This window comes from Microbispora sitophila, assembly GCF_014892245.1.
Lineage (GTDB): Bacteria > Actinomycetota > Actinomycetes > Streptosporangiales > Streptosporangiaceae > Microbispora > Microbispora siamensis.
Genome location: NZ_JADBGC010000015.1, coordinates 168078 through 191089 on the forward strand (window position 1 = coordinate 168078; position 23012 = coordinate 191089).

General features: G+C 70.5%; 20 protein-coding genes. 12 read left to right on the forward strand and 8 right to left on the reverse strand.

All coding sequences use genetic code 11. The features are described from left to right. Positions 1-345: 345 nt before the first annotated feature. Entirely contained in the window at positions 346-789 is a 444-nt protein-coding gene (locus tag IL992_RS27130) for a DUF6294 family protein (protein WP_193206194.1), read from the reverse strand. 665 nt (positions 790-1454) lie between these two features. After that, the gene (locus tag IL992_RS27135) at positions 1455-2297 is read right to left on the reverse strand and encodes a hypothetical protein (protein ID WP_193206195.1); all 843 of its coding nucleotides are present in this window, start codon (positions 2295-2297) and stop codon (positions 1455-1457) included. Between the two features lie 251 nt (positions 2298-2548). Between IL992_RS27135 and IL992_RS27140 the strand changes: the two genes are divergently transcribed. From IL992_RS27140 to IL992_RS46570, 5 genes are all read left to right on the forward strand, one after another. Then, positions 2549-2875 (forward strand): PadR family transcriptional regulator, encoded by a 327-nt coding sequence (locus IL992_RS27140; RefSeq protein ID WP_193206196.1) that lies wholly within the window; start codon positions 2549-2551, stop codon positions 2873-2875. Further along, the gene (locus tag IL992_RS27145) at positions 2872-3228 is read left to right on the forward strand and encodes a DUF1048 domain-containing protein (RefSeq protein WP_193206197.1); all 357 of its coding nucleotides are present in this window, start codon (positions 2872-2874) and stop codon (positions 3226-3228) included. Before IL992_RS27140 ends, IL992_RS27145 begins: the two co-directional genes overlap by 4 nt. Before the next feature lies 1 nt (position 3229). Continuing rightward, positions 3230-3556, forward strand: a complete 327-nt coding sequence (locus tag IL992_RS27150; protein WP_193206198.1) for a DUF1048 domain-containing protein — start codon at positions 3230-3232, stop codon at positions 3554-3556. Positions 3557-3637: 81 nt separating this feature from the next. Further along, positions 3638-3799, forward strand: coding sequence for a hypothetical protein (locus IL992_RS27155; protein ID WP_193206199.1), 162 nt, complete (start codon positions 3638-3640; stop codon positions 3797-3799). Positions 3800-4245: 446 nt separating this feature from the next. Then, on the forward strand, positions 4246-5640 hold the full coding sequence (locus tag IL992_RS46570; RefSeq protein WP_226873839.1) for an AfsR/SARP family transcriptional regulator: 1395 nt from the start codon (positions 4246-4248) through the stop codon (positions 5638-5640). 1726 nt (positions 5641-7366) lie between these two features. On the opposite strand, the gene IL992_RS27165 is transcribed toward IL992_RS46570, so the two are convergent. Continuing rightward, positions 7367-8077 (reverse strand): TetR/AcrR family transcriptional regulator, encoded by a 711-nt coding sequence (locus tag IL992_RS27165; protein WP_193206200.1) that lies wholly within the window; start codon positions 8075-8077, stop codon positions 7367-7369. A 122-nt stretch (positions 8078-8199) separates the two neighbouring features. Here IL992_RS27165 and IL992_RS27170 point away from each other — a divergent pair, with 122 nt between their 5' ends. Continuing rightward, on the forward strand, positions 8200-9324 hold the full coding sequence (locus IL992_RS27170; protein WP_193206201.1) for an FAD-dependent oxidoreductase: 1125 nt from the start codon (positions 8200-8202) through the stop codon (positions 9322-9324). Between the two features lie 37 nt (positions 9325-9361). Here IL992_RS27170 and IL992_RS27175 read toward each other — a convergent pair whose 3' ends face one another. From IL992_RS27175 to IL992_RS27185, 3 genes are all read right to left on the reverse strand, one after another. Beyond that, on the reverse strand, positions 9362-10678 hold the full coding sequence (locus IL992_RS27175) for an MFS transporter (protein ID WP_193206202.1): 1317 nt from the start codon (positions 10676-10678) through the stop codon (positions 9362-9364). Further along, positions 10675-11304, reverse strand: a complete 630-nt coding sequence (locus tag IL992_RS27180; protein WP_193206203.1) for a winged helix-turn-helix domain-containing protein — start codon at positions 11302-11304, stop codon at positions 10675-10677. Before IL992_RS27180 ends, IL992_RS27175 begins: the two co-directional genes overlap by 4 nt. An 85-nt stretch (positions 11305-11389) precedes the next feature. Next, a complete protein-coding gene (locus IL992_RS27185) occupies positions 11390-14683 on the reverse strand; it encodes an efflux RND transporter permease subunit (RefSeq protein ID WP_193206204.1) in 3294 nt (1097 codons plus the stop codon). 110 nt (positions 14684-14793) lie between these two features. On the opposite strand from IL992_RS27185, the gene IL992_RS27190 reads away from it, so the two are divergent. From IL992_RS27190 to IL992_RS27215, 6 genes are all read left to right on the forward strand, one after another. Further along, the gene (locus IL992_RS27190; protein ID WP_319018853.1) at positions 14794-15342 is read left to right on the forward strand and encodes a MarR family winged helix-turn-helix transcriptional regulator; all 549 of its coding nucleotides are present in this window, start codon (positions 14794-14796) and stop codon (positions 15340-15342) included. A 45-nt stretch (positions 15343-15387) separates the two neighbouring features. Continuing rightward, positions 15388-16161, forward strand: coding sequence for an SDR family NAD(P)-dependent oxidoreductase (locus IL992_RS27195; protein ID WP_193206205.1), 774 nt, complete (start codon positions 15388-15390; stop codon positions 16159-16161). 197 nt (positions 16162-16358) lie between these two features. Then, a complete protein-coding gene (locus IL992_RS27200; protein WP_193206206.1) occupies positions 16359-16790 on the forward strand; it encodes a hypothetical protein in 432 nt (143 codons plus the stop codon). Positions 16791-17296: 506 nt separating this feature from the next. Then, positions 17297-19357 carry a cellulose binding domain-containing protein gene (locus IL992_RS47830; protein WP_264295094.1) on the forward strand — a complete coding sequence of 687 codons (2061 nt, stop codon included), beginning with the start codon at positions 17297-17299 and terminating at the stop codon, positions 19355-19357. Between the two features lie 60 nt (positions 19358-19417). Beyond that, positions 19418-19795 carry a MerR family transcriptional regulator gene (locus tag IL992_RS27210; protein WP_193206207.1) on the forward strand — a complete coding sequence of 126 codons (378 nt, stop codon included), beginning with the start codon at positions 19418-19420 and terminating at the stop codon, positions 19793-19795. After that, positions 19792-20772, forward strand: a complete 981-nt coding sequence (locus IL992_RS27215; RefSeq protein WP_193206208.1) for an aldo/keto reductase — start codon at positions 19792-19794, stop codon at positions 20770-20772. The genes IL992_RS27210 and IL992_RS27215 overlap by 4 nt, the downstream gene beginning before the upstream one ends. A gap of 110 nt (positions 20773-20882) precedes the next feature. On the opposite strand, the gene IL992_RS27220 is transcribed toward IL992_RS27215, so the two are convergent. Further along, positions 20883-21626 (reverse strand): alpha/beta fold hydrolase, encoded by a 744-nt coding sequence (locus IL992_RS27220; protein WP_193206209.1) that lies wholly within the window; start codon positions 21624-21626, stop codon positions 20883-20885. Beyond that, positions 21623-22261: a LysE family translocator gene (locus IL992_RS27225; protein WP_319018854.1), complete on the reverse strand. Its 639-nt coding sequence runs from the start codon at positions 22259-22261 to the stop codon at positions 21623-21625. The genes IL992_RS27220 and IL992_RS27225 overlap by 4 nt, the downstream gene beginning before the upstream one ends. Positions 22262-23012: the final 751 nt, after the last annotated feature.

A 23012-nucleotide genomic window follows, 5' to 3' on the forward strand; every position in this document is an offset into this window, starting at 1 on the left:
CGGGTGCCGCTGCCAGTCCAGCGGGAACTCACGTCGACCGCGCCCGCGGCGGCTTCGGCGGGATTTCACGGGGAATTTCTCCGGGAGCGATCCTCAATATGAGAAAAGTGCCTTCGGGCTGGGGAACGGCCTTGTACGAGGGCCTGTCCGCATCAGTTCGAAGGCACTTTTCAGCTGGGGATCATCGCTTGGCGGTGCGAGATCGTGGCCCCGCCGGCGGTGCGGGGCGCGCCTCGCAGGCCGGTGGTTGTCGCTCGGGGGACGTGCGGGGAGCAGCGCCGGGGCCGGGTAACGGCCCGCGATGAGGGCGACGAGCGAGCGGTCGGCGCCCTCACGCGGACCGGCTCAGCACTTGCCGCGCAGTCCCACCCGCTTGATCAGCGGGTAGAGGCCGGGGTCGAACGTGCCGGAGGCGAACCAGTGGTACTGATCCCGGTGGTTGGGCAGGTTCTTGACGAACTTGGTGCTGTCGCCGGGGACCGGGTCGTCGTTGTGGACGGATCCGAGCACGGCCCCGTTGCGGTCCTTGAGCGTCAGCCACATGAGCCAGGCGTCGTTGTCGTCGCTGCTGGTGACCACACCCTCGAAGTTGGCCCTGCCATCCGAGGTCAGAACCAACTTGGCCTGCTGGAACAGCGTGCAGTCGCCCCGGTGGATGTCGTAGGGCCAGACGGTCGTCTTGGCCGCGCTCGCGGACGCGTTGGCCGCTCCGGCGGTGGGCAGTGTCACGCCCACGGCCAGGGCGGCGAGAACCGAGACCATGCCGGCCTTCCGGCGAATCCTGTTCATGGGAATCCCGTCCTTCCTTTTCTTTTCGGATACCGAGGTATTCGATTCGGTGAATCCTCGATCGACAATCAGAAAGGTAAGGACGGACGGGTTTCCGGGTCGATGATGTCAGCTTGCGGATCACGGGGGTGCCAGCACCCCTCCGCGTTCCGGCATCCCATCATCGCGTCACCGGTCGCGGCCTGCGCCCGCGACGAAGCCGGCCGAACGCCCGGCCGCGGGCGGCGGGGCTAGGGCCTGTGTGGAGTTCGGATCTTCAGGCGGGTTGGAGGCTGCGGAGACCGACCCGGAGAGAATGGCGAGCAGCCTTCGCATGTATGGCGGCATGTTGACGAGGCGAAGCCGGCAGCGCGACGTGGAGCCGGGTGCCAGGCCGAGGGCGCGCACCACGAGCAGCGCCGCACCGGAGCAGGTCCGGCGCGATCGCAGTGAACTTCCGGCCGATCAGGTCCCTGGCGGGTCAGCGACCGCCGCTTCTTCACCGGCCGTGGCGAGCACCGATGTAAGGGCCGAGGCGCCCCGGCTCAGTCACGTTGGGCATGCCTCGACCAGACCGAGTCGCGCATTCGAGTGAATGATCTGGTGGTTTCATGGTTACCGCGATGTCGCACGCCTTGCCCTCACGACGGAGGGAGGACAATGCCGCCGTGGAGGCGCTGGGCCAGCTACCATGCCTGCGCCCAGTGAGGGGAGGGCGCCGGGGCCGGGGTGAGGTCGCACAGGTTCTGGGACCATATCTGCGTCCATGAGCCCGATCGCCGGTCGTTGATCATTACGACGCCGCCGCGGGTGGCCATGAGCAGTCGTCCCTTGCTGTCCCAATCGGCCCAGACCGCCTCGGACAGCGGCGTGAGAATTCCGTCGTCATCCTCTCGCAGATAACTGACCTGGACACCCTCGATGCCGTGCCGCTGAAAGTCGGTGCCTGTGTGGGCCAGTACCAGCGCGCGGTCGTCGCCCGGCCGGATGCGCTCGATGAGCACGGCTTGGCGTAACTCCAGGGGCAGCTGCTTGGCTACTTCCTGGGACAGGGGGCGCCAGCCGCGTTTGAACTCGTTCCGTAAGTCCCGGCGGACCCAGTCGAGGTCGAGCCTCTGCACCGTTACCCGATACGGATAGTTGCCGTGGAAGGGCTGCTTGTCCATCGAAGCGGAGATCGTCAGGCTGTTGTCCGGGGCGAATTCGCAACCACCAGCCCAAGTGCCGTTCGTATGCCAAGCCGTGAGTGCGGTCAGCCACGGCGTCTTGGATACAGCGAAATAGGTGTCCCACGGAGGCTGCCCGTGCCCGAGTGCGAAGTAACCAAGAAGCGTGCCGTCGGGCGAAGCAGCACACCGACGTGGGTAGAGAGCTCCACGAAACCAGGCACCGGGTGTCACCTCACAACGGAGAAGGTCCCACTTCATCAGGTGCCACCAGCCGGCCGGACCCCGGCGCATGATCAGAGCGACAGGCGCGGCGGTGGCGAGGAGCACATAGAGACGGCAGGACGGCGCAGGGACGGTCATCGGACGGCTCCCGGTGGATGTGGATCTCGACGCTAGCTCGCCAACACCCCAAACGCGAGGGGTTTCATTGCCCAACGATCCCGGCGCGGCCCGTCACGGAGGCCGTCTTCTGCCGGGGCCGTGGCTATGGCCCCGCTGCCGCGTAGATCCGGTCCGCTCCTCTTCTGAGGCCGGCATTGGTTCACTACTCAGTGATACTGTATAGTGGTACTCGCTGATACAAAGTACCGGGAGACCGAAGTGGATCCACTATGGACGACCTGACGGAGATGCTGAAGGGCACGCTTGAGGGCTGCGTGCTTGAAATCATCGGCCGCGAGGAGACCTATGGGTACGCCATCACGCGTCGATTGAACGAACTGGGCTTCGCCGACGTCGTCGAGGGGACGGTTTACACCATCCTGCTGCGGCTGGAGAAGAACGGGCTCGTCCAGGTGACGAAACGACCGTCCGCGCAGGGCCCGCCGCGCAAGTTCTACGCACTCAACGACGAGGGACGCGAAGAACTCGCGACGTTCTGGGCTAAATGGGAGTACATCACATCACGGATCGACAAGCTCAAGGAGGGCGGGAGATGAACTTCTGGGAGACCATGACAGGCAGCGATCTCACCAGGGAATGGAAGGCGTTCGAAGCCCGGGCCGAGGTATTGCCGGCCGACTACTGGGCGGCATGGGAAGAGATCAAGAGGCATCTTTCTCCCTATTCCGACTTCGCAGGCCGAAACCTGATGCCGATTCTCGACAATGCTCTGGGGCTGCTCGAAGAGACGGCGTCCGATGGGCAGAGCATTCACGAAGTGCTGGGTGACGACGTCGAGGGCTTCTGCGCGGCGCTGGCCGGCAGAGAAGGGGCTCGGAGCTATCGCGACCGGTGGCGCGAGCAGTTGAACAGGAACGTCGCAAAGAAATTGGGCCGGCTAGGAGGCTGACGTGGGCATCCAAGACATCATCGAGGGCAAGAAGCAGTGGCGGGCGCACATGGCGCGGGTCAAGGCGCTCCCGCCGGACTATCAGATCGTCTACAAGGAGATTCAGAGGTACATCTTCAAGGTTGGACCGATCGACTTGCTCGACGGGCCCCTGCTCTCAGGGATCATCGATTTCTTCGAGGAGGGCGTCGCGGCCAACAGGGGAGTCCTGAAACTCATCGGCAACGATGTCGCCGCCTTCTGCGACGACCTGATCAAAGACTCGCGCACCTACGCGGACGTCTATCAGGAGTCCATCAGCGGGAAACCCGGAACGGCCGAGAAGTAACACCCGTCGACGGGTGTTGGAGGAATTCTTCAATGGGTGAACCGAAGGAGAACCTCGGGCCCCTGACCGTCGACAGCCTGCTTGCCGCTGCGCGCGCCGAGTTGCGCCGGTTCTCCCGACGAAGCCGCCGTCGCGGTCGCTCGCGGCGCTCGACTGGTGGACACCCGCCCGCGCTTCCAGCGGGCGGCGGCCGACGGTGAAACCCCAGGCGCGATCATCATCGAACGCAGCCATCTGGACTGACGTCTCGCCCCTGCCGGCTAGCCCGCATCCCCGAGGCGACCTTCCACAACGCCGGCATCACCTGGGACGAGCTCGCGCCGGTGCTGCGGGTCGGCGACCGCATACGGATCGCCGAGGCCATCGCGTCCAGCGTGGGTGTAGCCCGGCAGCTCGCACCGGGGCGCGCACCAGCTCCTCCAGCGCAACGTTGACAAGATCGGCCGGTTGTCCGTGGCCTGCACCGCCTTACGAATAGCGTCCTCGGCGACCTGCCGGACCGGAGCCGCCTCGTAGGTCACCCCCAGCCGCTTACGCACGAACGCTCGATGCCGACTGGCCGACATCCCGCGGTGCGGCGCAACTCCACGCGGTGTCTTTCTGCCGTATTCCGGCCGTCCCTCCTGTTGGGAAAGCCAGAGTCCTGTCGTGATTTGGGGACTCGACGGTGCGTGCGCGACGATCGGGAGATGGACGGGGATGCGCGGCTTCGCGTCACGCTGCTCGGCGCCTTTCAGGTGGCTCGCGGTGGCGCGGCCCTGCCCATTGCTGGTGCGCGGTTGCAGGGTCTGGTCGTACGGCTGGCGCTCGCCGGCGGGCGCGCGGTCGAGCAGGGCGTCCTGGTCGAGGCGATCTGGGCCGAGGACCCGCCCGCCGGCCCCGCCCACGCCCTGCAGGCCCTCGTCTCGCGGCTGCGCCGGGCCCTCGGCACGGCCGGCGACGTCGCGCAGGACGCGGGCGGCTACCGGCTGGACGTGGACGCGGCCGACGTTGACGTGCTGCGGTTCGAGCGGCTCGCCGCCGCCGGCCGTGACCGCCTGCGCGCAGGCGACCCCATCACCGCGGCGGCCGTGCTCGGCGAGGCCGTGGCGCTGTGGGGCGAGCGCCCCGGCGCCGAGCCCGCGGTCGTCGCCGCGGTGGCGCCCGCCGCCGCGACCCGGCTGGCCCACGCCTCGGTCGAGGCCGTCGCCGACCTCGCCGTCGCCGAGCTGTCCCTGGACCGTGCAGGCGAGGCCGCCGCCCGCCTGACCGCCCTGCTCGCCGAGCACCCCGTCCACGAGCGGGCGGCCGCGCTGCTCATGGACGCGCTCGCCGTCCAGGGGCGCCAGGCCGAGGCCCTGGCCCTGTACGAGCGGGTCCGCGACACCCTGGCCGACGTCCTCGGCACCGATCCGGGCGCCGCCCTGCGCGAGCGCCACCTGCGCCTGCTGCGTGCCGAGCGGCCCGCCTCGGCCGCCGACGCCGCGCAGACCGGGTCGAGCAACCTGCCCGCGCCGCTGACCAGCTTCATCGGGCGCGACGACGACCTCGCCCGGATCGGCGCGCTGCTCGCCGCCGGGCGCCTGGTCACCGTGCTCGGTCCCGGCGGCGCGGGCAAGACGCGTCTCGCCGTCGAGGCCGCCCGCCGCCACCGCCCCGAGTACCGCGACGGCGCCTGGATGATCGACCTCGCCTCGGTCGCCGAGCCGGCCAAGGTCGGCGCGGCCGTGCTCGCCGGGATCGGGCTGCGCGGCGTCGGCGGCAGGGGCGCGATGTTCGAGGCCCGGAACCGGGTCGAGGGCGACGAGCTGGACATACTCGTCGGGCGGCGTCGGTACGCCTGTTCACCGAGCGGGCCGCCGCCGTGCGCCCGGGTTTCGACGTGGACGAGACGACGCTGCCCGAGGTCCGGCGGGTGGTCCGCGGCCTGGACGGGATGCCGCTGGCGCTGGAGCTGGCCGCGGCCCGGCTGCGGACGCTGTCGCTGCCCGAGCTGGCCGACGGCCTGTCCGACCGGTTCCGGCTGCTCACCACCGGCAGCCGCACCGCGCTCCCCCGGCACCGCACGCTGCGCGCGGTCATCGCCTGGAGCTGGGAGCTGCTGAGCGAGCACGAGCGCACGGTCGCCGAACGCGTCTCGGTCCTGCCCGGCGGCGTCACGGTGGCCTCGGCCACCGCGGTCTGCGCCGGCACCGCCGTGCCGTCCACCGAGATCGCCGAGCTGCTCGCCGGCCTGGTCGACCGGTCGCTGCTGCAGCTCGCGCCCGACCCGGGCCGCTACCGCATGCTGGAGACGCTGCGCGAGTACGGCACCGATCGCCTGGCCGAGACGGGCGACCTCGGCGCCGTCCGCGACCTGGCCGCCGGCTACTTCGCCGCGCTGATGGCCCGGTACGACCCGCAGCTGCGCGGGCCCGGCCAGCTCGCGGCCATGAGAGCCATCGCCGCCGAGTACGACAACGCGCTGGCCGCCCTGCGCCGGCGGTGCGACACCGGCGACGCCTCCGGCGCGGTCGCTCTCGCCCTGAACCTGACCTGGTACTGGCAGATGCTCGGCCGGCGCTCCGACTCGGCCTACTGGCTGGGCGAGGCGCTGGCGGTGCCCGGCGGCGCGCCGACGCCCGACCGCGACTGCGCCCACGCGATCTACCTGATCAACCGCGTCGGCACCCGGTCAGGGACGACCGCCGAGGAGACCGCGGACGACCAGGCGCGGATGCGCGAGCTGGCCGACCGGCTGCTCGCGTACCCGGAGCTGCCGGGCCCGTACGGCGCGCTCACCGCGCTCCCGCTCGCGTTCCGGCAGGAGGAGAAGACCACGCTCGCGATCATCGAGCGCCTGGCCGGCGGCGACGACGTGTGGCTGTCCGGACTGGCCCGCATGTTCCGGGCACAGTTCGCCGAGAACGCCGGCGAGCTCGACGAGATGCGCAGCGACGTGGAGGCGGCCCTGGCCTGTTTCCGGCAGGTCGGCGACCGCTGGGGTCAGGCCAATGTGCTGCCGCTGCGCGCCCAGCTGCGGCAGTACGACGACGACCTCGACGGCGCGCTGGCCGACCTGCGCGAGGCCCGGTCACTGGCCGGTGAGTTCGGCTCGCTCGGCCTCGGCGACGAGGTGTTCGGCGATCTGCGCTGGATCGACCTGCACCTGCGGCGCGGCGACACCGACCTGGCCATTGCGATGATCGACTCGGCCCGGGAGCGGGCGCTGCGCGCGGCCTCGCCGGAGATGCTGTTCCTTGTCGACGCGTGGGAGGCCGCCTTCCGGGTGCGGCTCGACGACCTGGACCGGGCGCGGGAGCTGCTCGACCACGCCGAACGGGGTCTGCACGGCGACACCACATTCCCCGGTGACCACGTGCGGACGCTGGTCGGCAGCGTACGAGCCTCGCTGTGCCTGGAGACGGGTGACCTGGCCAGCGCGGAGACGGCGCTGGAGAAGGCGTACGCGGCGGCGCTGGTGACCCGGGACCTGCCGGTCCTGTCGCTGGTGGCGGTGAACGCGGCGGCGCTCGCCGAGGCGCACGGGCGGCATCACGAGTCGGCCGTCCTGCTCGGCGCCGCCTCCCGGCTGCGCGGCGCTCACGACCGCACCGATCGGCAGGCTCGCGAGCTCACCCGCCGGGGGCGGGCCACGCTGGGCGAGGAGGCCTTCGCCGCGGCGTACGGGAAGGGTTGGGAGCTGGACGGGAAGACGGCCGTGACCGAAGTCGACCCGGCCCGGCTGCGCCGGGGACTCAGGACGGGTCACCCAGACCGCGGGTGATCCAGCCGGGGCGTGCGGACCCGGGCGGCCCGGCGAAGTGCCCGATCGGGACGGTTACGCGGCGGCTACGTGGTGAGCGGGTGGATCGCGGTGATGCCGGCGAGGATGAGAGCGATTCCGGCGAGGAACTGTTCGCGGTCGTCGTGCCCGCGCACCTGCTTCGCGACGGCACGGGTGAACGGGTAGTCGTCGGGGTCGAGCTCTTCCCACGCCGCCGATACGGCGTCGAGGAACTCGGCGCGGTCCACGTCGGGCCTGGCGGTGCCGGCACTCGCGGTGTTCGCGGCGTTCTGGCCGGCGGCGCCGAGGATGTAGTGCATCAGCGCGGAGGTCGCCGTGAACCAGCTGCCCTCGGGCACGCCCAGCGCGCGGACCTGCCGGCCGATGCTTTCGAAGATCCGCGGCGCCACCGTCCCCCAGGGGCTGCGGGAGAGCTGCGTTGCGAGCTGCGCGGCAAGCCACGGGTGTTCCTCGATCGCGTCGAACAGGCCGAGCGCGACGGCGCGGATCCCGTCCTGCGGCGAGTCCGCAGACTCGGCGGGCCCGCTGGTCACAGCGGCGGCGACGACGGCGTCGGTGGCGGCGGCGAGGAGTTCGGTCTTGCCCCTGACATGCCAGTAGATCGCCCCGGGGCCGGTCGCGAGGCGCTCGGCCAGCGCGCGGAACGTGAGACCGTCCTCGCCCACCGCGTCGAGGAGTTCGACGGCGGCGCCGACGATGCGTTCCGGTGAGAGCGGTTCCTGCCGTCGTTCCGGGCGACGCGTCCTGGTTGCCATGTGCCCATCTTAGACGTCGTGGAACGCCATTCCAGCTTGACAAGCCATGGAACGGCGTTCCACACTGCGGCTGCTGGAACGGCGTTCCAGACCTCGCGGTCCGCGATCAGGAAGGAAGCACCATGACCACCCACGTCACGATCATCGGCGCCGGACTCGGCGGCCTCACGCTCGCCCGCGTCCTGCACGTCCACGGAATCCCGGCCACCGTCTACGAGGCGGAGCCCTCCCCGGCGGCGCGCGCCCAGGGCGGGATGCTCGACATCCACGACCACAACGGCCAACCGGCTCTCCAGGCGGCGGGCCTGATCGAGGAGTTCCGCGGCCTCGTCCTGGAGGGCCGTCAGGCGGCACGGGCCCTCGCCCCGGACGGGACCGTCCTGTTCGAAGAACCCGACGACGGCACGGGCGGACGTCCCGAGGTGATGCGCGGCGAGCTGCGGCGGATGCTGCTCGGCTCGCTCCCGGCCGGCACCGTCCGGTGGGGTCACAAGGCCGGCGACGTCCGCGCCCTCGGCGACAGCCGCCACGAGGTGACCTTCGCCGACGGCACCTCCGTCGTCACGAGCCTGCTGGTCGGCGCGGACGGCGCGTGGTCACGGGTCCGGCCGCTGCTCTCCGACGCCACACCCGAGTACGTCGGCATGTCGTTCATCGAGACCTACCTGTTCGACGCCGACACCCGGCACCCGGCCGGCGCGAAAGCGGTCGGCGACGGGGCGATGTACGCGCTTGCGCCGGGCAAGGCGATCCAGGCTCATCGGGAGAGAGGCGGGACCCTCCACACCTACGTGGCGCTCCGCAAACCGCAGGAATGGTTCGCCGCCATCGATTTCACCGATACAAGAGCGGCCACCGCACGGATCGCGCAGGAGTTCGACGGCTGGGCGCCGGAGCTCACCACGCTGATCACCGACAGTGACACCGCACCGGTCCTGCGCCCCCTCAACACCCTGCCCAGCGGGCACCGGTGGGATCGCGTGCCGGGCGTGACTCTGCTCGGCGACGCCGCCCACCTCATGCCCCCGTCCGGCGAAGGCGCCAACCTGGCCATGTACGACGGCGCCGAACTCGGCAGGGCCATCGCCGCGCACCCCGGCGACGTCGAGGCCGCGCTCACCGAATACGAGCAGGCCCTGTTCCCCCGCAGCGCCGCGGAGGCCGCCGACGCCGCCCACCTCCACGAGCTCATGTTCGGCGACGACGCACCCCACAGCCTGATCAGCATGTTCACCGCACACAAGTAGGACATCGATCCCGGCCGCCGCCGCGTACGAGGTCATCTCACAGGACGTCGCCACCGACGGAAGCCGGATCGGCCGCCCGGGACTCCCGGGCGCCCCGGCCGCGCAGGCGGTCCATCTCACGCCACTGCGGCAGCAGCGCGGCCAGGTTGGTGGTCAGGAAGTACGCCGCGCCCGCCGCCAGCAACACCGGTGCGAGCCCGGACCACGCGACCGCCGCCCCGGCGATCAGCCCGCCCAGAGGGATGCCCGCCCACGCCATCGCGTCACCCAGCGCGTTGACCCGGCCGCGCAGGCCGTGCGGCACCCGCTCGAAGGTGATCGCCCCCAGGATCGGATTCAGGAAGCCCCCACCGGCCCCGCTCACCGCGAACACCCCCAGCACCGCCCACATCGGCGCGTCGGCGGCCAGCACCAGGAACCGCGGCGCCCCGGCCAGCAGGAATCCCGCGAAGAACACGACCCGGCGCGGCATCCGGTGCGCGACGGCCGCGGCGACCAGGCTTCCCGCGACCGCCGTAACGCTCCAGACGCCGTTGCTCAGGCCGATCGCAGTCGGGCCGTTACCGGACCGCTCAGCCCACACGGGCAGCAGGACGGTGTTGAACGCCGCGTCCAGCAGGTTGGTGATTCCGACCATGACGATGATGGTGAGCAGCAGCGGCTCGCCGCGTAGGAAGGCGAAGCCCTCGCCGAAACGCCGCCAGTAGCCGGAAGCGGGCGGAGCGCCGTCCGCCGGGTGCCCCATGCCGCGTGGCAGGGCCAGCGAGATGATCAGCGACCCGAGGGCGAAGCACGCGGCGTTGAGCGCGAGACCGGTCATCGGACCCAGCAACGCCACGAGAAGGCCGCCGACCGCCGGTCCGACGGTGGAGGCCAGCCGCTCGGTCACCCCGGACAGGCCGGTCGCCCGCTCCAGCGGCACGCCGGCGCGCTCGGCCGCGTCCGGGACCATCACATGCTTGGCCAGGTCGCCGGGGCCGCGTACGGCGCCGATCACCGCGACCAGGGCCAGCAGCGCGGGGAAGGACAGCAGGCCCACGGCGTGCAGCAGGGGAATCGCGCCGGCCGCGGCCGCGCTGACCGCGTCGGTGCTCCAGGAGACGACCCGCGGGCCCGCCCGGTCCACCAGCGGCCCGGTCAGCGCCTTGACCACCACGTACGGAGTCATCTCGCAGAAGGCCACCAGCCCGGTCTGGGTGGCGCTGCCGGTCGTGACCAGCACGAACCACGGCAGCGCGATGGCCGACACCCGGGTGCCGGTCAACGCGACCGCCATGGCCGCGAGCAGCCCGCCCAGCGGCCGCAGCCTGCGAGCGCGGGAGGAACCGCCGCTGATCGCGTCCTGGTGCGTCATCGGGCGTCGTCTTCCCGGGCGGCGGGCGCGTCCAGTTCGGGCAGGATCTGCACGATCACCGACACCCGTTCCGCGTCCTCCGGCGCGCCGGCCGCCTCCGGTACGTCGCGGCGGTGGCGCGTGATGACCGCCCACAACTCCTCCCGCAGGGCGGTGGCCTCCTGCGGGGTCAGCCGCAGCGCCCAGTCGCTCATGTCGCACGCGGCGCGCCACGCGCGCGGCATCGTCTGGAGCTCGTTGATCGCCCGCTGGGTGCGCATGGTGTAGGTGGCGGCGACGGACTGCAGGTAGGCCACCGTGGCCTCGGGCTCCCGCTCGGCCAGGTCCAGGTCGTCGAGAAAGGTGGACCGGTGAACCGCGCGCCACCATCGCTCCCGCGCGTTCCCGCGCGCGGTGTCCTCCTGCACGAAACCCGCGGCGGCGAGCCGGCGCAGGTGATAGCTGGCCGCACCGGAGTTGATGTTCAGCAGCTCGGCGAGCCGGGTGGCCGTCGATGGGCCGTGCTTGCGCAGCAGGCCCACCACCTGCACGCGCACCGGATGCGCGAGGGCGCGGAGCCCCTTCGCGTCCAGGACGACCGCGTCCTCCGGGTCCGGGGAGTAAAGGGTGTCGCCATGATCGGTCATGGCCCCACCATAGACCGCAAACAGTTCTTCGCGAAGACTTCTTCGCGAAGAACTGTTTGCGGTTATATCTGTGTGGCGGCCGCGCTCACTTGGCCGGTTCGAGGGCCTCCTTGCCGTACACGGTCAGGTCCCCGTCGCCGTCGCCCGAGGCGGGCTGCTTCGACGTACGGCGCATGCGCTCCTTCAGCCGCTCCACCATCGTGTACAGCGTCGGCACCAGCACCAGCGTCAGCAGCGTCGAGGAGATCAGGCCGCCGATCACGACGATGGCCAGCGGCTGGGAGATGAACCCACCGGAACCGGTCACGCCCAGCGCCATCGGGGTGAGCGCGCAGATCGTCGCGATCGCGGTCATCAGGATCGGGCGAAGCCGCCGCCGGCCGCCCTCCATGACCGCCTCCACCACACCCAGCCCCTGCTCGCGGTACTGGTTGATCAGGTCGATCAGCACGATCGCGTTGGTGACGACGATGCCGATCAGCATCAGCATGCCGATCAGCGCGGGCACGCCGAGCGCCGTGTCGGTGGCCAGCAGCAGCCCGATCGCGCCGGTCGCCGCGAACGGGATCGACACCAGCAGGATCAGCGGCTGTACCAGGCTACGGAACGTCGCCACCATGATCATGAAGACGATCGCCACCGCGAGCAGCATGGCCACCCCGAGGTCGGCGAACGCGTCCTGCTGGTCGGAGCTCGCACCACCGATCTTGTACGTCACCCCCGCCGGCAGCGTCAGCGTCTTCAGCTTGTCGGTGACCTTCGTGGTGATCGCGCCCAGGTCGGACGCGGCGGCGGTGCCCGACACCGTCGCGGTGCGGTCGCCGTCCTGCCGGGTGATCTGGGTCGGCCCGCCGGCCTTCACCACGTCGGCGACGTCGCCGAGCTTCACCATGCCCGTCGCCGTGGGAATCGCGAGCTTCCTGATCGCCGCGATGTCGTCGGGCGCGTCACCGCCGGCGCGCAGGATCACGTCGCTGGAGCGACCGTCGACGTCGATCGAGCCGACCGGCGCGCCGCGGAACGCCTGCGCGACCAGCTGCCCGATCCCGGCCTCGGTCAGGCCCCTGGCGGCGGCCTTCTCCCGGTCCACGTGCACCTCGACCCGCGGAACGCTGTCTTCGAGATTGGAAGCGACGTCCCGCAGCCCGTTCACCCCGGCCATGGCGTCGCGCACCGTGGTCGCCGCCGTCTTCAGCGCGGCCTGGTCCGAGCCCTGCACGATGACCTGCACCTGGTCGGAGTTGAACCCGCCGCCGCTGCCGCCGACCGTGATGTCGCCGACCCCCGTCAGCCCCTTCAGCCTCTCCCTCAGCCGGTCCTCCAGGGCGGACGTCTCCACGCCCTCCTTGAGGGTCACCGAGAACGACGCGCGGTCGGAGCCACCGCCCACTCCGCCGAGGAAGCGGTTCCCGCCGCCGACCGTCACCTGGTAGGACTTCACGCCCCCGTCGGCCGCGAGCACCGCCTCGACCTTCTTGGCCGCCGCGTCGGTGGTCGCCAGGTCGGTCCCGGCCGGCATCCGCTGGCTGATCTGCGTGGTGTCGTTGCCCGAGCTGTCGAGGAAATTCGTCTTCAGGTTGGGCGCCAGCGCCATCGTGGCGACGAACACCACCACCCCGATCAGCACCGTGATCAGGCGCCGCCGCGTCGCGAAACGCAGCACCGGCAGGTAGATCCGCTGCAGCGGGCTGCGCAGCTCCTTGCGCTCGGCGTCCTCGCGTACGGCCTGCGCCTCCTGCGGCGTGAGCACCGGCGCCTTGAGGAACCAGTACGCCAGCACCGGGATGACGGTCAGCGCGACCAGCAGCGACGCGAGCAGCGCCACGGTCACCGTGATCGCGAACGGGCTGAACAGCTGCCCCACCATCCCGCCGACGAAGGCGATCGGGAGGAACACCGCGACCGTCGTGAGCGTCGAGGCGGTCACCGCGCCGGACACCTCGCGCACCGCGCCGAGGATCGCCCGGCGCTTCTCCTCGCCGTAGGCGAGATGGCGCTTGATGTTCTCCAGCACCACGATCGAGTCGTCGACCACCCGGCCCACGGCGATCGTCAGCGCCCCCAGCGTCAGCAGGTTCAGCGAGTAGTCGCCGATCCACAGCGCGATCAGCGCGATCACCACCGACAGCGGGATCGACACGGCCGTGACCAGGGTCGAGCGCACCGACAGCAGGAACACCAGGATCACGACCACGGCGAACGCCAGGCCAAGCAGGCCCTCGGTGGTCAGGTCCTCGATGGACCGCTCGACGTACGGTGCCTGGTCGAACACCACCGTCAACTCGGCGCTGTCACCGAGGGCGCGCGTCAAGTCCGGCAGGGCGTCGTTCACGTCGTGGGAGATCTGCACGGCGTTGCCGTCGGGCACCATCGTGATCGACACGCCGAGGCTCGGAGTGCCGTTGGTGCGGGTGAGCGTGGTCGCGGAAGCGTCCTCGACCTTGATGTCGGCCACGTCGCCGAGCTTGACCGGCTTCGGCCGGGCCGCGGCGGCCCGTGCCTGCGTCTGTGCCGTCGCCGCGCTCTGCGACGCACCCCGCCCGGCGGCCGCGCTCTGTCCCGCACCCTGTCCTGCGCTCTGTCCCGCGCCGGCGCCGCCGCGCTGTCCGGCCGCGACGCCCTGGCCCGCCGCGGGCGCGGCAGGGGTCAGGTACAGGTTCTCGAGGTCCTTCACCGTACGCACCGGGTCGCCGATCTGCACGGTCAGCGACTTTCCGTCCTCGGTCAGCGTGCCGGCCGGGATGGACACCCCGTTGGCCCGCAGGAGGTCGGGGATGGCCGCGGCCGACAGCCCCAGCAGGGCGAGCCTGCTCTGATCGGGGATGATGACGACCTGCTCATCCCGGGCGCCGCTGACGGTGACGTCCCGGACGCCCTCGATCGACTGCAGCTCCGGCACCATGATCTTCTCGATCTTGTCAACCATGGCGTGCTGGTCGCCGCCGTCGCCCACCGCGATCGCCATCACCGGAATGTCGTCGGTGCCGCCCGCGACCACCTGCGGATCGACGTCGGCCGGAAGCTGCGCCTTGATCCGGCTCACGGCCTGCTGCATCTTCCCGATCATCTGGTCGATGTCGGTGCCGTACTCATAGGCCACCTGCACCTGGGACATCCCCTCCCGCGAGGTGGAGGTGATGTCCGTGACACCGGCGATACCCTGGAACGCGCTCTCGATCGGCTTGGTGACCTGCTCCTCCACGATCTCGGGAGCGGCACCCGGATAACTCGCAACCGTGAACGCCGCCGGGAACTCCAGCGACGGGAAAAGCTGTTGCTTCAGCGAGGGAATCGCGAACAAGCCGAAACCCGCGAGCACCAGCGTGATCATGATCACAAGAGTGCGGTTGGCAAGGCTCAGCCTGGCCAAGGAGGTCATCCGAGCTCCTGACATCGGGGGAAGTGTTCGCCTCAGCCTAACACTTCGCCTCATCCGAAGATTCAGCTGTCGCATTAACGGCTGGTAACCTCTTGACCCGAGAGGTGACAGTGAACGACAGCCCAGCCGAGCGGCGCACCGGAACCGGCGCGGCGGCCGCCCCCCACCCGCAGGACGACCCCGCCACCCTCGGGGAGGACACTGAGCGCGGGTGCATCATCGCCCGCCTCGCGGAACTGCAGCGCAGCATGGGCCGGTTCTTCGCCCGCGACCGCTCGATGCCGCTGCTGGCCTCCACCCTCACGATGCAGCAGCTCAAGGTCGTCATGTTCCTGTCGTTCGCCGGGTCCGCCTCCGGGCAGGAACTCGCCCGCCACCTCGGCGTCGGCCTGGCCACCGTCACCGGCATCGTCGACCGCGTGGTCGCCCAGGGCCTGGCCGACCGTCATGAGGACCCCCACGACCGCCGCGTACGCCGCGTCGAGCTCACCGAGGCCGGGCGGCGGCTCACCAGCGAGATCATCGAAGCCGGGACCGGCGGCTACATCCGCCTCCTGCGGCGCCTCGACACCGAGACCCTGCGCACCATGGAGACGGTGATGCGCAAGATCGAGGACGTGATGCGCGAGATGCACGCCGAAGACGCCGACCCCGCCTGACCCGTCCGCCGGGCCCGCCCCGGCCTCCTGCTACCTTCCGGCGATATGCCGATCTACATCGAGGAACTCTTCTCACTCACCGGCCGGGTCGCCCTCGTCACCGGTGGCAGCTCCGGCATCGGATACGCCATGGCGGAGGCACTCGGACGCGCCGGGGCGGCCGTGGTCCTGGTCGCCCGGCGGCGCAAGGAACTCGCCGAGGCCGTCGGCGAACTCGAAAGTCACGGCGTGCGCGCGGCCGCGATCAGCGCCGACCTCGGCGACCGCGCCGAAGTCGCCCGCGTGTGCGAGGAGGCGGACGGGTTCTTCGGCGAGATCGACATCCTCGTCAACGACGCAGCCAACAACATCCGCAGGCCCATGGCCGAACTCACCGTCGGCGACTACGACCAGACCATCGCCGTCAACCTCACCGCGCCGTTCCTCCTCGGGCAGCACTTCGGCCCCCGCATGGCCGCCCGGGGCCGGGGGCGCATCATCAACATCGGCTCCCAGCAGTCCATCAGCGCCTTCGGCGACAGCGGCGTCTACGGCGCGGCCAAGGCCGCCGTCTGCGGGCTGACCCGCTCCCAGGCCGAGGCGTGGTCGGCGCACGGGGTCACCAGCAACACGATCATCCCCGGCTTCGTCCTGACGCCGCTGACCGCGCCCGCCCAGGCCGTCCCCGGGCGGGTGGAGCAACTGGCCGCCCGCTCCATGACCGGGCGCAACGGCGTCCCCGACGACTTCCGCGGCGTGGCCGTCTTCCTCGCCTCCGACGCCTCGTCGTACGTCACCGGCCAGGCCATCTGCGTCGACGGCGGCTTCAGCGTCCACTAAGAAGCGCCCGCCGGCGGCTCGGTAAGCGCCGACCCTCGATCCACCCGGAGGTTTCCCGGTCCGTGGATGACACCTGATCGCTACTTGGCCCCCCGCCGCAGCTACGGAGTTCGAGGCCGGGTATGAGCGTCACGTCCCGGCGGAACCGGACGAGCGACAGCGAACGCCGGGGCAGGAACAGGAAGGCACGTACCGAGATGTCCCGCTCCCGCGCGCGCGACCCGCGCGACACCAAGCTCCTCGCGATGGTCCTCGCGCCCCGGCGGCTGGCCATGGCCGCGCTCATGATCACGGCGGTGGGGATCGCGGCCGCGCAGCCCGCGATCGCCCGCGTAGCCCCGCATCACACGCGCCCGGGCCACGCAGCGCTCGGCAATCCCCGGCCGGGAGGTGGCGGCGGCCAGGTGATCAAAGGGGGACGCGCGGGCGGTGGCCAGGGGCGCTCCGGCGCGGGCCGGTTCAACCAGAACCTGACTGGCGTCATCGCCCCCACCTTCGTCAAGGGACAGGCGCAGCAGGCCATCACCGACCAGGGCGGTTTCGAGGTGCAGTCCGCCTTCTGCGGATCCCAGCCGGACATCTGCCTGCTCGGCCAGAACATGCCGGTCCGTCACGGTCACGGGTCCTGACATCCCCATCCGTCCGCCGCCCGGCCGCGATCCTCGGCGGTCAACGGCGGCCTTCATCACGGCTCCAGGCGGGTGAGGTTGAGCTGGGCCAGCCTGCCGGGATCGGACAGGATGTCGATTCCGGTGTCATCGGCGTCGACGGCGGGCTGTCGGCGGCCGAACTGGCCGACGACGCGGTGATCGCCCGCCGCCCCACTTCACCGATGCCGAACGGGCCGCCCTGGCGCCGGCCGAAGCGGCAACCCACCTGAACGACCAGTCCGACGACGCCGTCCCCGACGCAGTTGTGGGACGAACTCGTCGAGCACTACGACGAACGACAGCGCGCCACCCTGATCCTGCGGATGGCACCAGCAGCTGCCTCCTCGAAGGCGATTCCGGATGAAAGTTGCACGTCCCACCTAACTCTGCCGCAGCTCACGGCCACACCCGAGGGCGCGTGCTTGACCGCTCCATACGTCCTGATCACGATCGCACGGCAAGATCCTCCAGAAAAAAGGGACGTAATGAGCACCCTGCGCATCGCCAGGCCGGCCATCGCACTCCTCATGGGCGCAGCGGTGGCCGCCCAATTCCTCACCGGCGTACCCGCCGCGACCGCCGACACCGCGCCCGTCAACGTCACCGTCAACACCCGCGCGGGCCTGGCCGCCGCGTCCGACACCGCCGTCGGCACCAACCACGCGATCTGGGACAGCAATCTCGGCACGAACGAGACCGCCGACCTCCTCAAGGCCGCCGGCGTGAAAATGCTGCGCTACCCGGGCGGGTCGTACGGCGACATCTACCACTGGAAGACCCACACCGCCCCGGGCGGCTACGTCGCCCCCGGCACCGACTTCGACACCTTCATCAGCGGGGCCAAGCGCACCGGCGCCCAACCGATCATCATCGCCAACTACGGCACCGGCACCGCCCAGGAAGCCGCCGACTGGGTGAAGTACGCCAACGTCACCAAGAAGTACGGCGTGAAGTACTGGGAGATCGGCAACGAGAACTACGGCAACGGCCACTACGGCGCCGACTGGGAGGCCGACGACCACGCCGACAAGAGCCCCGGCGAGTACGCCAGGAACCTCGTGCAGTACGCGGACGCGATGAAGGCCGTCGATCCGACCATCAAGATCGGCGCGGTGCTGACCACCCCCGCCAACTGGCCCGACGGCATCGTCGCCAGCGGCGACCAGGCCACATGGAACGACACCGTCCTGTCGATCGCCGCCTCGAAGATCGACTTCGTCATCCTGCACTGGTACCCGCCGTACAACAACGCGGCCGACGTCCTCACCAAGACCGCCCACATCCCCGACATGATCTACTTGGTCCGCAAGCAGATCGCCAAGCACGCGGGCGCCCGCGCCGGCGACATCGGCATCGCGGTGACCGAGATCAACAGCGGGATCGCGCCGAACACCCAGCCCGGCGCGCTGTTCGCCGCCGACGCCTACGCCGGCCTCATGGAACAGGGCGTCTTCACCATCGACTGGTGGAACGTCCACAACGGCATCGGCACCGTCAGCACCGTCGCCGGCCAGACCGACTACGGCGACCTCGGCATGCTGTCCAGCGGCACGTGCTCGGGCGACACCTGCGAACCCCCGCTGAACACGCCCTTCGCCCCCTACCACGCGCTCTCCATGATCAGCACGTTCGCCCGCCCCGGCGACCGGTTCGTCCGCGCGGCGACCGACGAGCCGCTGGTCGTCGCGCACGCGGCCCGGCGCCCCAACGGCGACCTCGCCGTCCTGCTGATCAACCGCGACCCGGACGGCGAACACCAGGTGAAGATCGACTACCAGGGGTTCTCCCCCGCCGACGAAGCGCCCACGGTGCAGACCCTCACCAACGGCGCCACCTCGGTCAGCACCGGCCACGCCGGCACCGCCACCACCCAGACCCTCCCGCCGTACTCGCTGACCACGCTGGTGCTGCACCCGGCCACCGCCACCACGGGCGCCCCCGCGGCCCCCGGGCAGCCCACCGCGAGCGGCGTCACCGACAAGACCGCCACCATCTCCTGGCCCGCCGCCGCGCCCGGCGCGAGCCCCGTCGCCAAGTACGAGATCCACCGCCAGAACGGCGCCGTCACCGAACAGCTCGGCGAGACCTCCGGCACCTCCTTCACGGTGCGCAACCTCGTCCCCGGCTCCCGTTACACGGTCAACGTCATCGCCCGCGACACCGCCGGCCGCGTCTCCTGGGCCTCCGCGCCGCTCACCTTCACCACCGGCACCCCCGACAAGAGCTCCTGCTCGGTACGCCTGAGGGACACCAGCGACTGGGGCAACGGGTTCGTCGCCACCGTGGACATCACCAACACCGGCACGGCCGCCGTCGACGGCTGGACCCTCCACTACACCTGGCCCACCGGATGGCAGACCGTCAGCAGCGGATGGAGCGCAAACTGGACGCAGAACGGGACCTCGGTGACCGTCACCAGCACCCCGGACAACGGTAAGCTCGCCCCCGGCGCGAGCACCTCGATCGGCTTCGTCGGCGCCTACAGCGGCCCCAACGTGCTGCCGACCGCCTTCACCCTGAACGGCGCCCTCTGCACCGCCCAATGAGCCGCATCCAGTGATCATGGGCTTGACTTAGAGCGCGCTCTAACTCCCAGACTGGTCCCCATGGACGAGGGGATGACCATCGCGCAGGTAGCGCAGCGTACCGGCCTCTCCGCCCACACGCTGCGCTACTACGAACGCGCCGGCCTCATGCTGGAGCCGCCACCACGCGGCGACAACGGCCACCGGCGCTACACCGAGCGGGACGCCGACTGGATCGCGCTGCTCACCCGCCTGCGGGCGAGCGGCATGCCCGTCGCCGCGATGCGCAGGTACGCCGAACTCGTCCGCAGGGGCCAGAACACCTACGTGGCCCGCAAGGAGCTGCTCGAGGCCCACAGAGCCGACATGATCGCCAAAATCGAGCAGCTCCGAAGCGATCTCGAGATCGTCGACTACAAGATCGATCTCTACAGCCGCAGAATCACGGGAGAAGAATGAAGCAGCACACGCTCGGCCAGGGCCTCCGCACCTCGGCGCTCGGCCTGGGCTGCATGGGAATGAGCGACTTCTACGGTCCGGGCGACGAGTCCGAATCGATCAGGACCCTTCACCGCGCGCTCGACCTGGGGGTCACCCTCCTTGACACCTCCGACGCGTACGGGCCTTTCACCAACGAGAGGCTCGTCGGCAAGGCCGTCGCCGACCGGCGCGACCAGGTGGTGCTGGCGACCAAGTTCGGCATCGAGCGCCTGCCCGACGGCACCCGCGTGGGCGTCAACGGCCGCCCCGACTACGTGCGCCGCTGCTGCGACGCCTCGCTCGAACGGCTCGGGGTCGACCACATCGACCTGTACTACCAGCACCGCATCGACCCCGGCGTCCCCGTCGAGGAGACCTGGGGCGCCATGAAGGAGCTGGTCGAGGCCGGCAAGGTCCGCCACCTCGGCATCTCCGAGGCCGCGCCCGCCACCGTGCGCCGCGCCCACGCCGTCCACCCCGTCACCGCCGGGCAGTACGAGTACTCCCTGTTCACCCGGGACATCGAGAACGAACTGCTGCCCACGCTCCGGGAGCTCGGCATCGGCCTGGTCGCCTACAGCCCGCTCGGCCGCGGCCTCCTGACCGGCGCGATCACGAACACCGGGGAGCTGTCCGACGACGACTTCCGCCACCACAACCCCCGCTGGCAGGGTGACAACTTCGCCAGCAACCAGGCTCTGGTGGCCAAGGTCGGCGAGATCGCCGCCGCGCTCGGCGCGACCCCGGCCCAGGTGGCCCTCGCCTGGGTGCTTACCCGGGGCGGGGACGACGTCGTGCCGATCCCCGGCACCAAGCGGGTCACCCGGCTGGAGGAGAACGTCGCGGCCCTGGAGATCAAGTTCGAGGCGGACCACCTCGACGCGCTCGACTCTCTCGCCGGTCAGGTCGCCGGCGACCGGTACAACCCGGCCGGAATGAGTACCGTCAACCACTGACCAGTCCATGAAAGCCCGGCACGAGGTTCGTGCCGGGCTTTCCCCTTTGTCGGGGGTTCTATGAATTTGATCTTGGTTTTCTCATCAACCGGGCCCCTTTACAAAGTAGATTAGGAAAGGAACCCGATCAGCAGACGAGTGATCTCGACGGGGCGCTCCAGGCTCGGCAGGTGACCGGCCCAGTCGAGTTCGAGCAGCGTCGCGTCCGGCAGCGCCTCCGCCATGTGCCGTCCGCTCTCCCGGAAATACGGCAGGTCATGGCCGCCGGTGACCACCAGCGTGGGCGCGGTGACCACCGCCAGGTCGATCGGTTCTCTGCGCCGCTCGGGCTCGGGGTCGGCGGCCAGTTGCACCTCGAACGCGTGCCGCTGCATCGCCGCCAGCCGCGCCCTGACCGGCTCGTCCGCCTCGGGCCCCAGCCACGTGCGGACGTTGAGGTCCACCGCTCCCCCGACGTCGCCCGCCTCGATCAGCCGGTCCTCCTCCGCCCCGAACGCCTCAAGATCGGGAGTAGGCGGCAGGCCGCAGCCCGCGTTCAGCAGCACGAGCCGTGAGACGAGATCGGGATGCCCGGTCGCGAGCTCCAGCGCGACCCGCCCGCCGTACGACGACCCGACGAGCCCGACCCGGCGCAGCCCGAGCGCCGCGAGCAGGTCCGCGACGTCGCCGGCGTCCGAGTACGGCCCCTCCGCGACGCACGGCGTGCGCCCGTGCCCCCGGAAGTCGAGCCGGATGACGCGGAACCGCTCCCCCAGCGGCTGCCACTGAGGATCCCACATGCCCGAGTCGGCGACGCTGGAGTGCAGCAGGACAATGGGCTCGCCGGAGCCCCGCTCCTCGTGCCAGACCGTCATCGGGCCTCCAGTGCGACGCGGACGCCGAGGGCGACCAGGACCGTCCCCGACACCTGTTCCAGACGGCGGCGGACCGCGGGCCTGCCGAGCACGGCACCGGCGCGGCCGACCAGCCAGATCACCCCGACGTACCAGATCACGTCCACGGCCACCCAGATCACCGCGAGCATCGTCAGCGTCAGCGGCACGTGCGCGCCCTGCGGCACGAACTGCGGCAGGAACGACATCGCGAACACGGCGGCCTTGGGGTTGGCGCCGCACGTCGCGAGCCCCAGGCCGTACGAGCGGCGCCAGCCGCCCGCACTCCGCGCCTCGCCCCCGTCGTACGGAGTGGACGCGTCGAGGGCTGCCGGCGCGCGCCTGGCCTTCCACAGCGACTGGACGCCCATCACGATCAGGAGCGCCGCGCCCACCGCCTTCATCGCGCCGTACGCGACCTCCGAGGCCAGGACCAGCGCGGACAGACCGAACACGGCGGCCATCGCCCACAGGAAGATGCCGGTTTCGTTGCCGAGGAGAGCGGCCACCCCGGACGAGCGCCCAGCCCTGAGCGTCTGCCGCAGAATCACCGCGGTGCTGACACCCGGGATCATCGCGAGCAGAAGACAGGAACCGAGGAAAGCGAGCCAGATCACGCGCTCATCGTCCCGGCCCATGCCCGAGCGCCGCAACGGAATTCCTGCCCCGCTCCGCAGGCGACCAGGCGGGTTACCGGTGACCGGCGGTGTCGCCCGTCACGGCCGCCGAGCCGACCGACTCGCTCATGGTCCTCCGCCCGCGCGCCGTGCCCTCTAAGAAAGCACTGCTAGGGGGCTGGCCAACCTATGGGCACGCACATCGCGTAAAGCTCGACGCTGATCTTCTCGCTCGTAGGGTTCACCACGACGAAGTCCCATGCGTTCTGAACAGCACCAGGAGTGTCGCTCGTGCTGCCGGGCGCGCTTACCGGAAACGCCACCGGCTTGCTCACGTCATGGGCTCCGCGAAAAGCATGACCTCCGCCCACGGCCCGCAGATCCTTTCCACACACCACGTTCGTCGACAGGATCCCCCGGCCGCTGACCCCTCGCGTCTCCCTCACCACGGTCACCTCTGACCCGTGGGACTGGTTCGCCGCAGCGACGCCGCCCAACGCGATCGCCACTAATGCCAGCGCTCCGACCCCGGCCAGTGCGATCTTCCCGCCCAGCTTTCCGGGAGATGCCATGACGCTCCGCCTCTGTTGACCATCCCGTTGATCAAACCACGTAAGGCGGGAAAGTGGTCTCGAGACCGCCTACTGGGACGCCGGCACCGCTCACTTGCTTCGGGGATGAGTGACGAACACCGGGCCGCGCGTACCACCTTCGACAGCCGAGGGACCGTACCACCGACCCTCGCGCGACC

Bases quoted from the DNA above. Each gene is read 5' to 3' on its own strand.
- IL992_RS27130 (WP_193206194.1), bottom strand. From the start codon at position 789: ATGAACAGGATTCGCCGGAAGGCCGGCATGGTCTCGGTTCTCGCCGCC.
- IL992_RS27135 (WP_193206195.1), bottom strand. From the start codon at position 2,297: ATGACCGTCCCTGCGCCGTCCTGCCGTCTCTATGTGCTCCTCGCCACC.
- IL992_RS27140 (WP_193206196.1), top strand. From the start codon at position 2,549: ATGGACGACCTGACGGAGATGCTGAAGGGCACGCTTGAGGGCTGCGTG.
- IL992_RS27145 (WP_193206197.1), top strand. From the start codon at position 2,872: ATGAACTTCTGGGAGACCATGACAGGCAGCGATCTCACCAGGGAATGG.
- IL992_RS46570 (WP_226873839.1), top strand. From the start codon at position 4,246: ATGGACGGGGATGCGCGGCTTCGCGTCACGCTGCTCGGCGCCTTTCAG.
- IL992_RS27165 (WP_193206200.1), bottom strand. From the start codon at position 8,077: ATGGCAACCAGGACGCGTCGCCCGGAACGACGGCAGGAACCGCTCTCA.
- IL992_RS27170 (WP_193206201.1), top strand. From the start codon at position 8,200: ATGACCACCCACGTCACGATCATCGGCGCCGGACTCGGCGGCCTCACG.
- IL992_RS27175 (WP_193206202.1), bottom strand. From the start codon at position 10,678: ATGACGCACCAGGACGCGATCAGCGGCGGTTCCTCCCGCGCTCGCAGG.
- IL992_RS27180 (WP_193206203.1), bottom strand. From the start codon at position 11,304: ATGACCGATCATGGCGACACCCTTTACTCCCCGGACCCGGAGGACGCG.
- IL992_RS27185 (WP_193206204.1), bottom strand. From the start codon at position 14,683: ATGACCTCCTTGGCCAGGCTGAGCCTTGCCAACCGCACTCTTGTGATC.
- IL992_RS27195 (WP_193206205.1), top strand. From the start codon at position 15,388: ATGCCGATCTACATCGAGGAACTCTTCTCACTCACCGGCCGGGTCGCC.
- IL992_RS27200 (WP_193206206.1), top strand. From the start codon at position 16,359: ATGTCCCGCTCCCGCGCGCGCGACCCGCGCGACACCAAGCTCCTCGCG.
- IL992_RS47830 (WP_264295094.1), top strand. From the start codon at position 17,297: ATGAGCACCCTGCGCATCGCCAGGCCGGCCATCGCACTCCTCATGGGC.
- IL992_RS27210 (WP_193206207.1), top strand. From the start codon at position 19,418: ATGGACGAGGGGATGACCATCGCGCAGGTAGCGCAGCGTACCGGCCTC.
- IL992_RS27215 (WP_193206208.1), top strand. From the start codon at position 19,792: ATGAAGCAGCACACGCTCGGCCAGGGCCTCCGCACCTCGGCGCTCGGC.
- IL992_RS27220 (WP_193206209.1), bottom strand. From the start codon at position 21,626: ATGACGGTCTGGCACGAGGAGCGGGGCTCCGGCGAGCCCATTGTCCTG.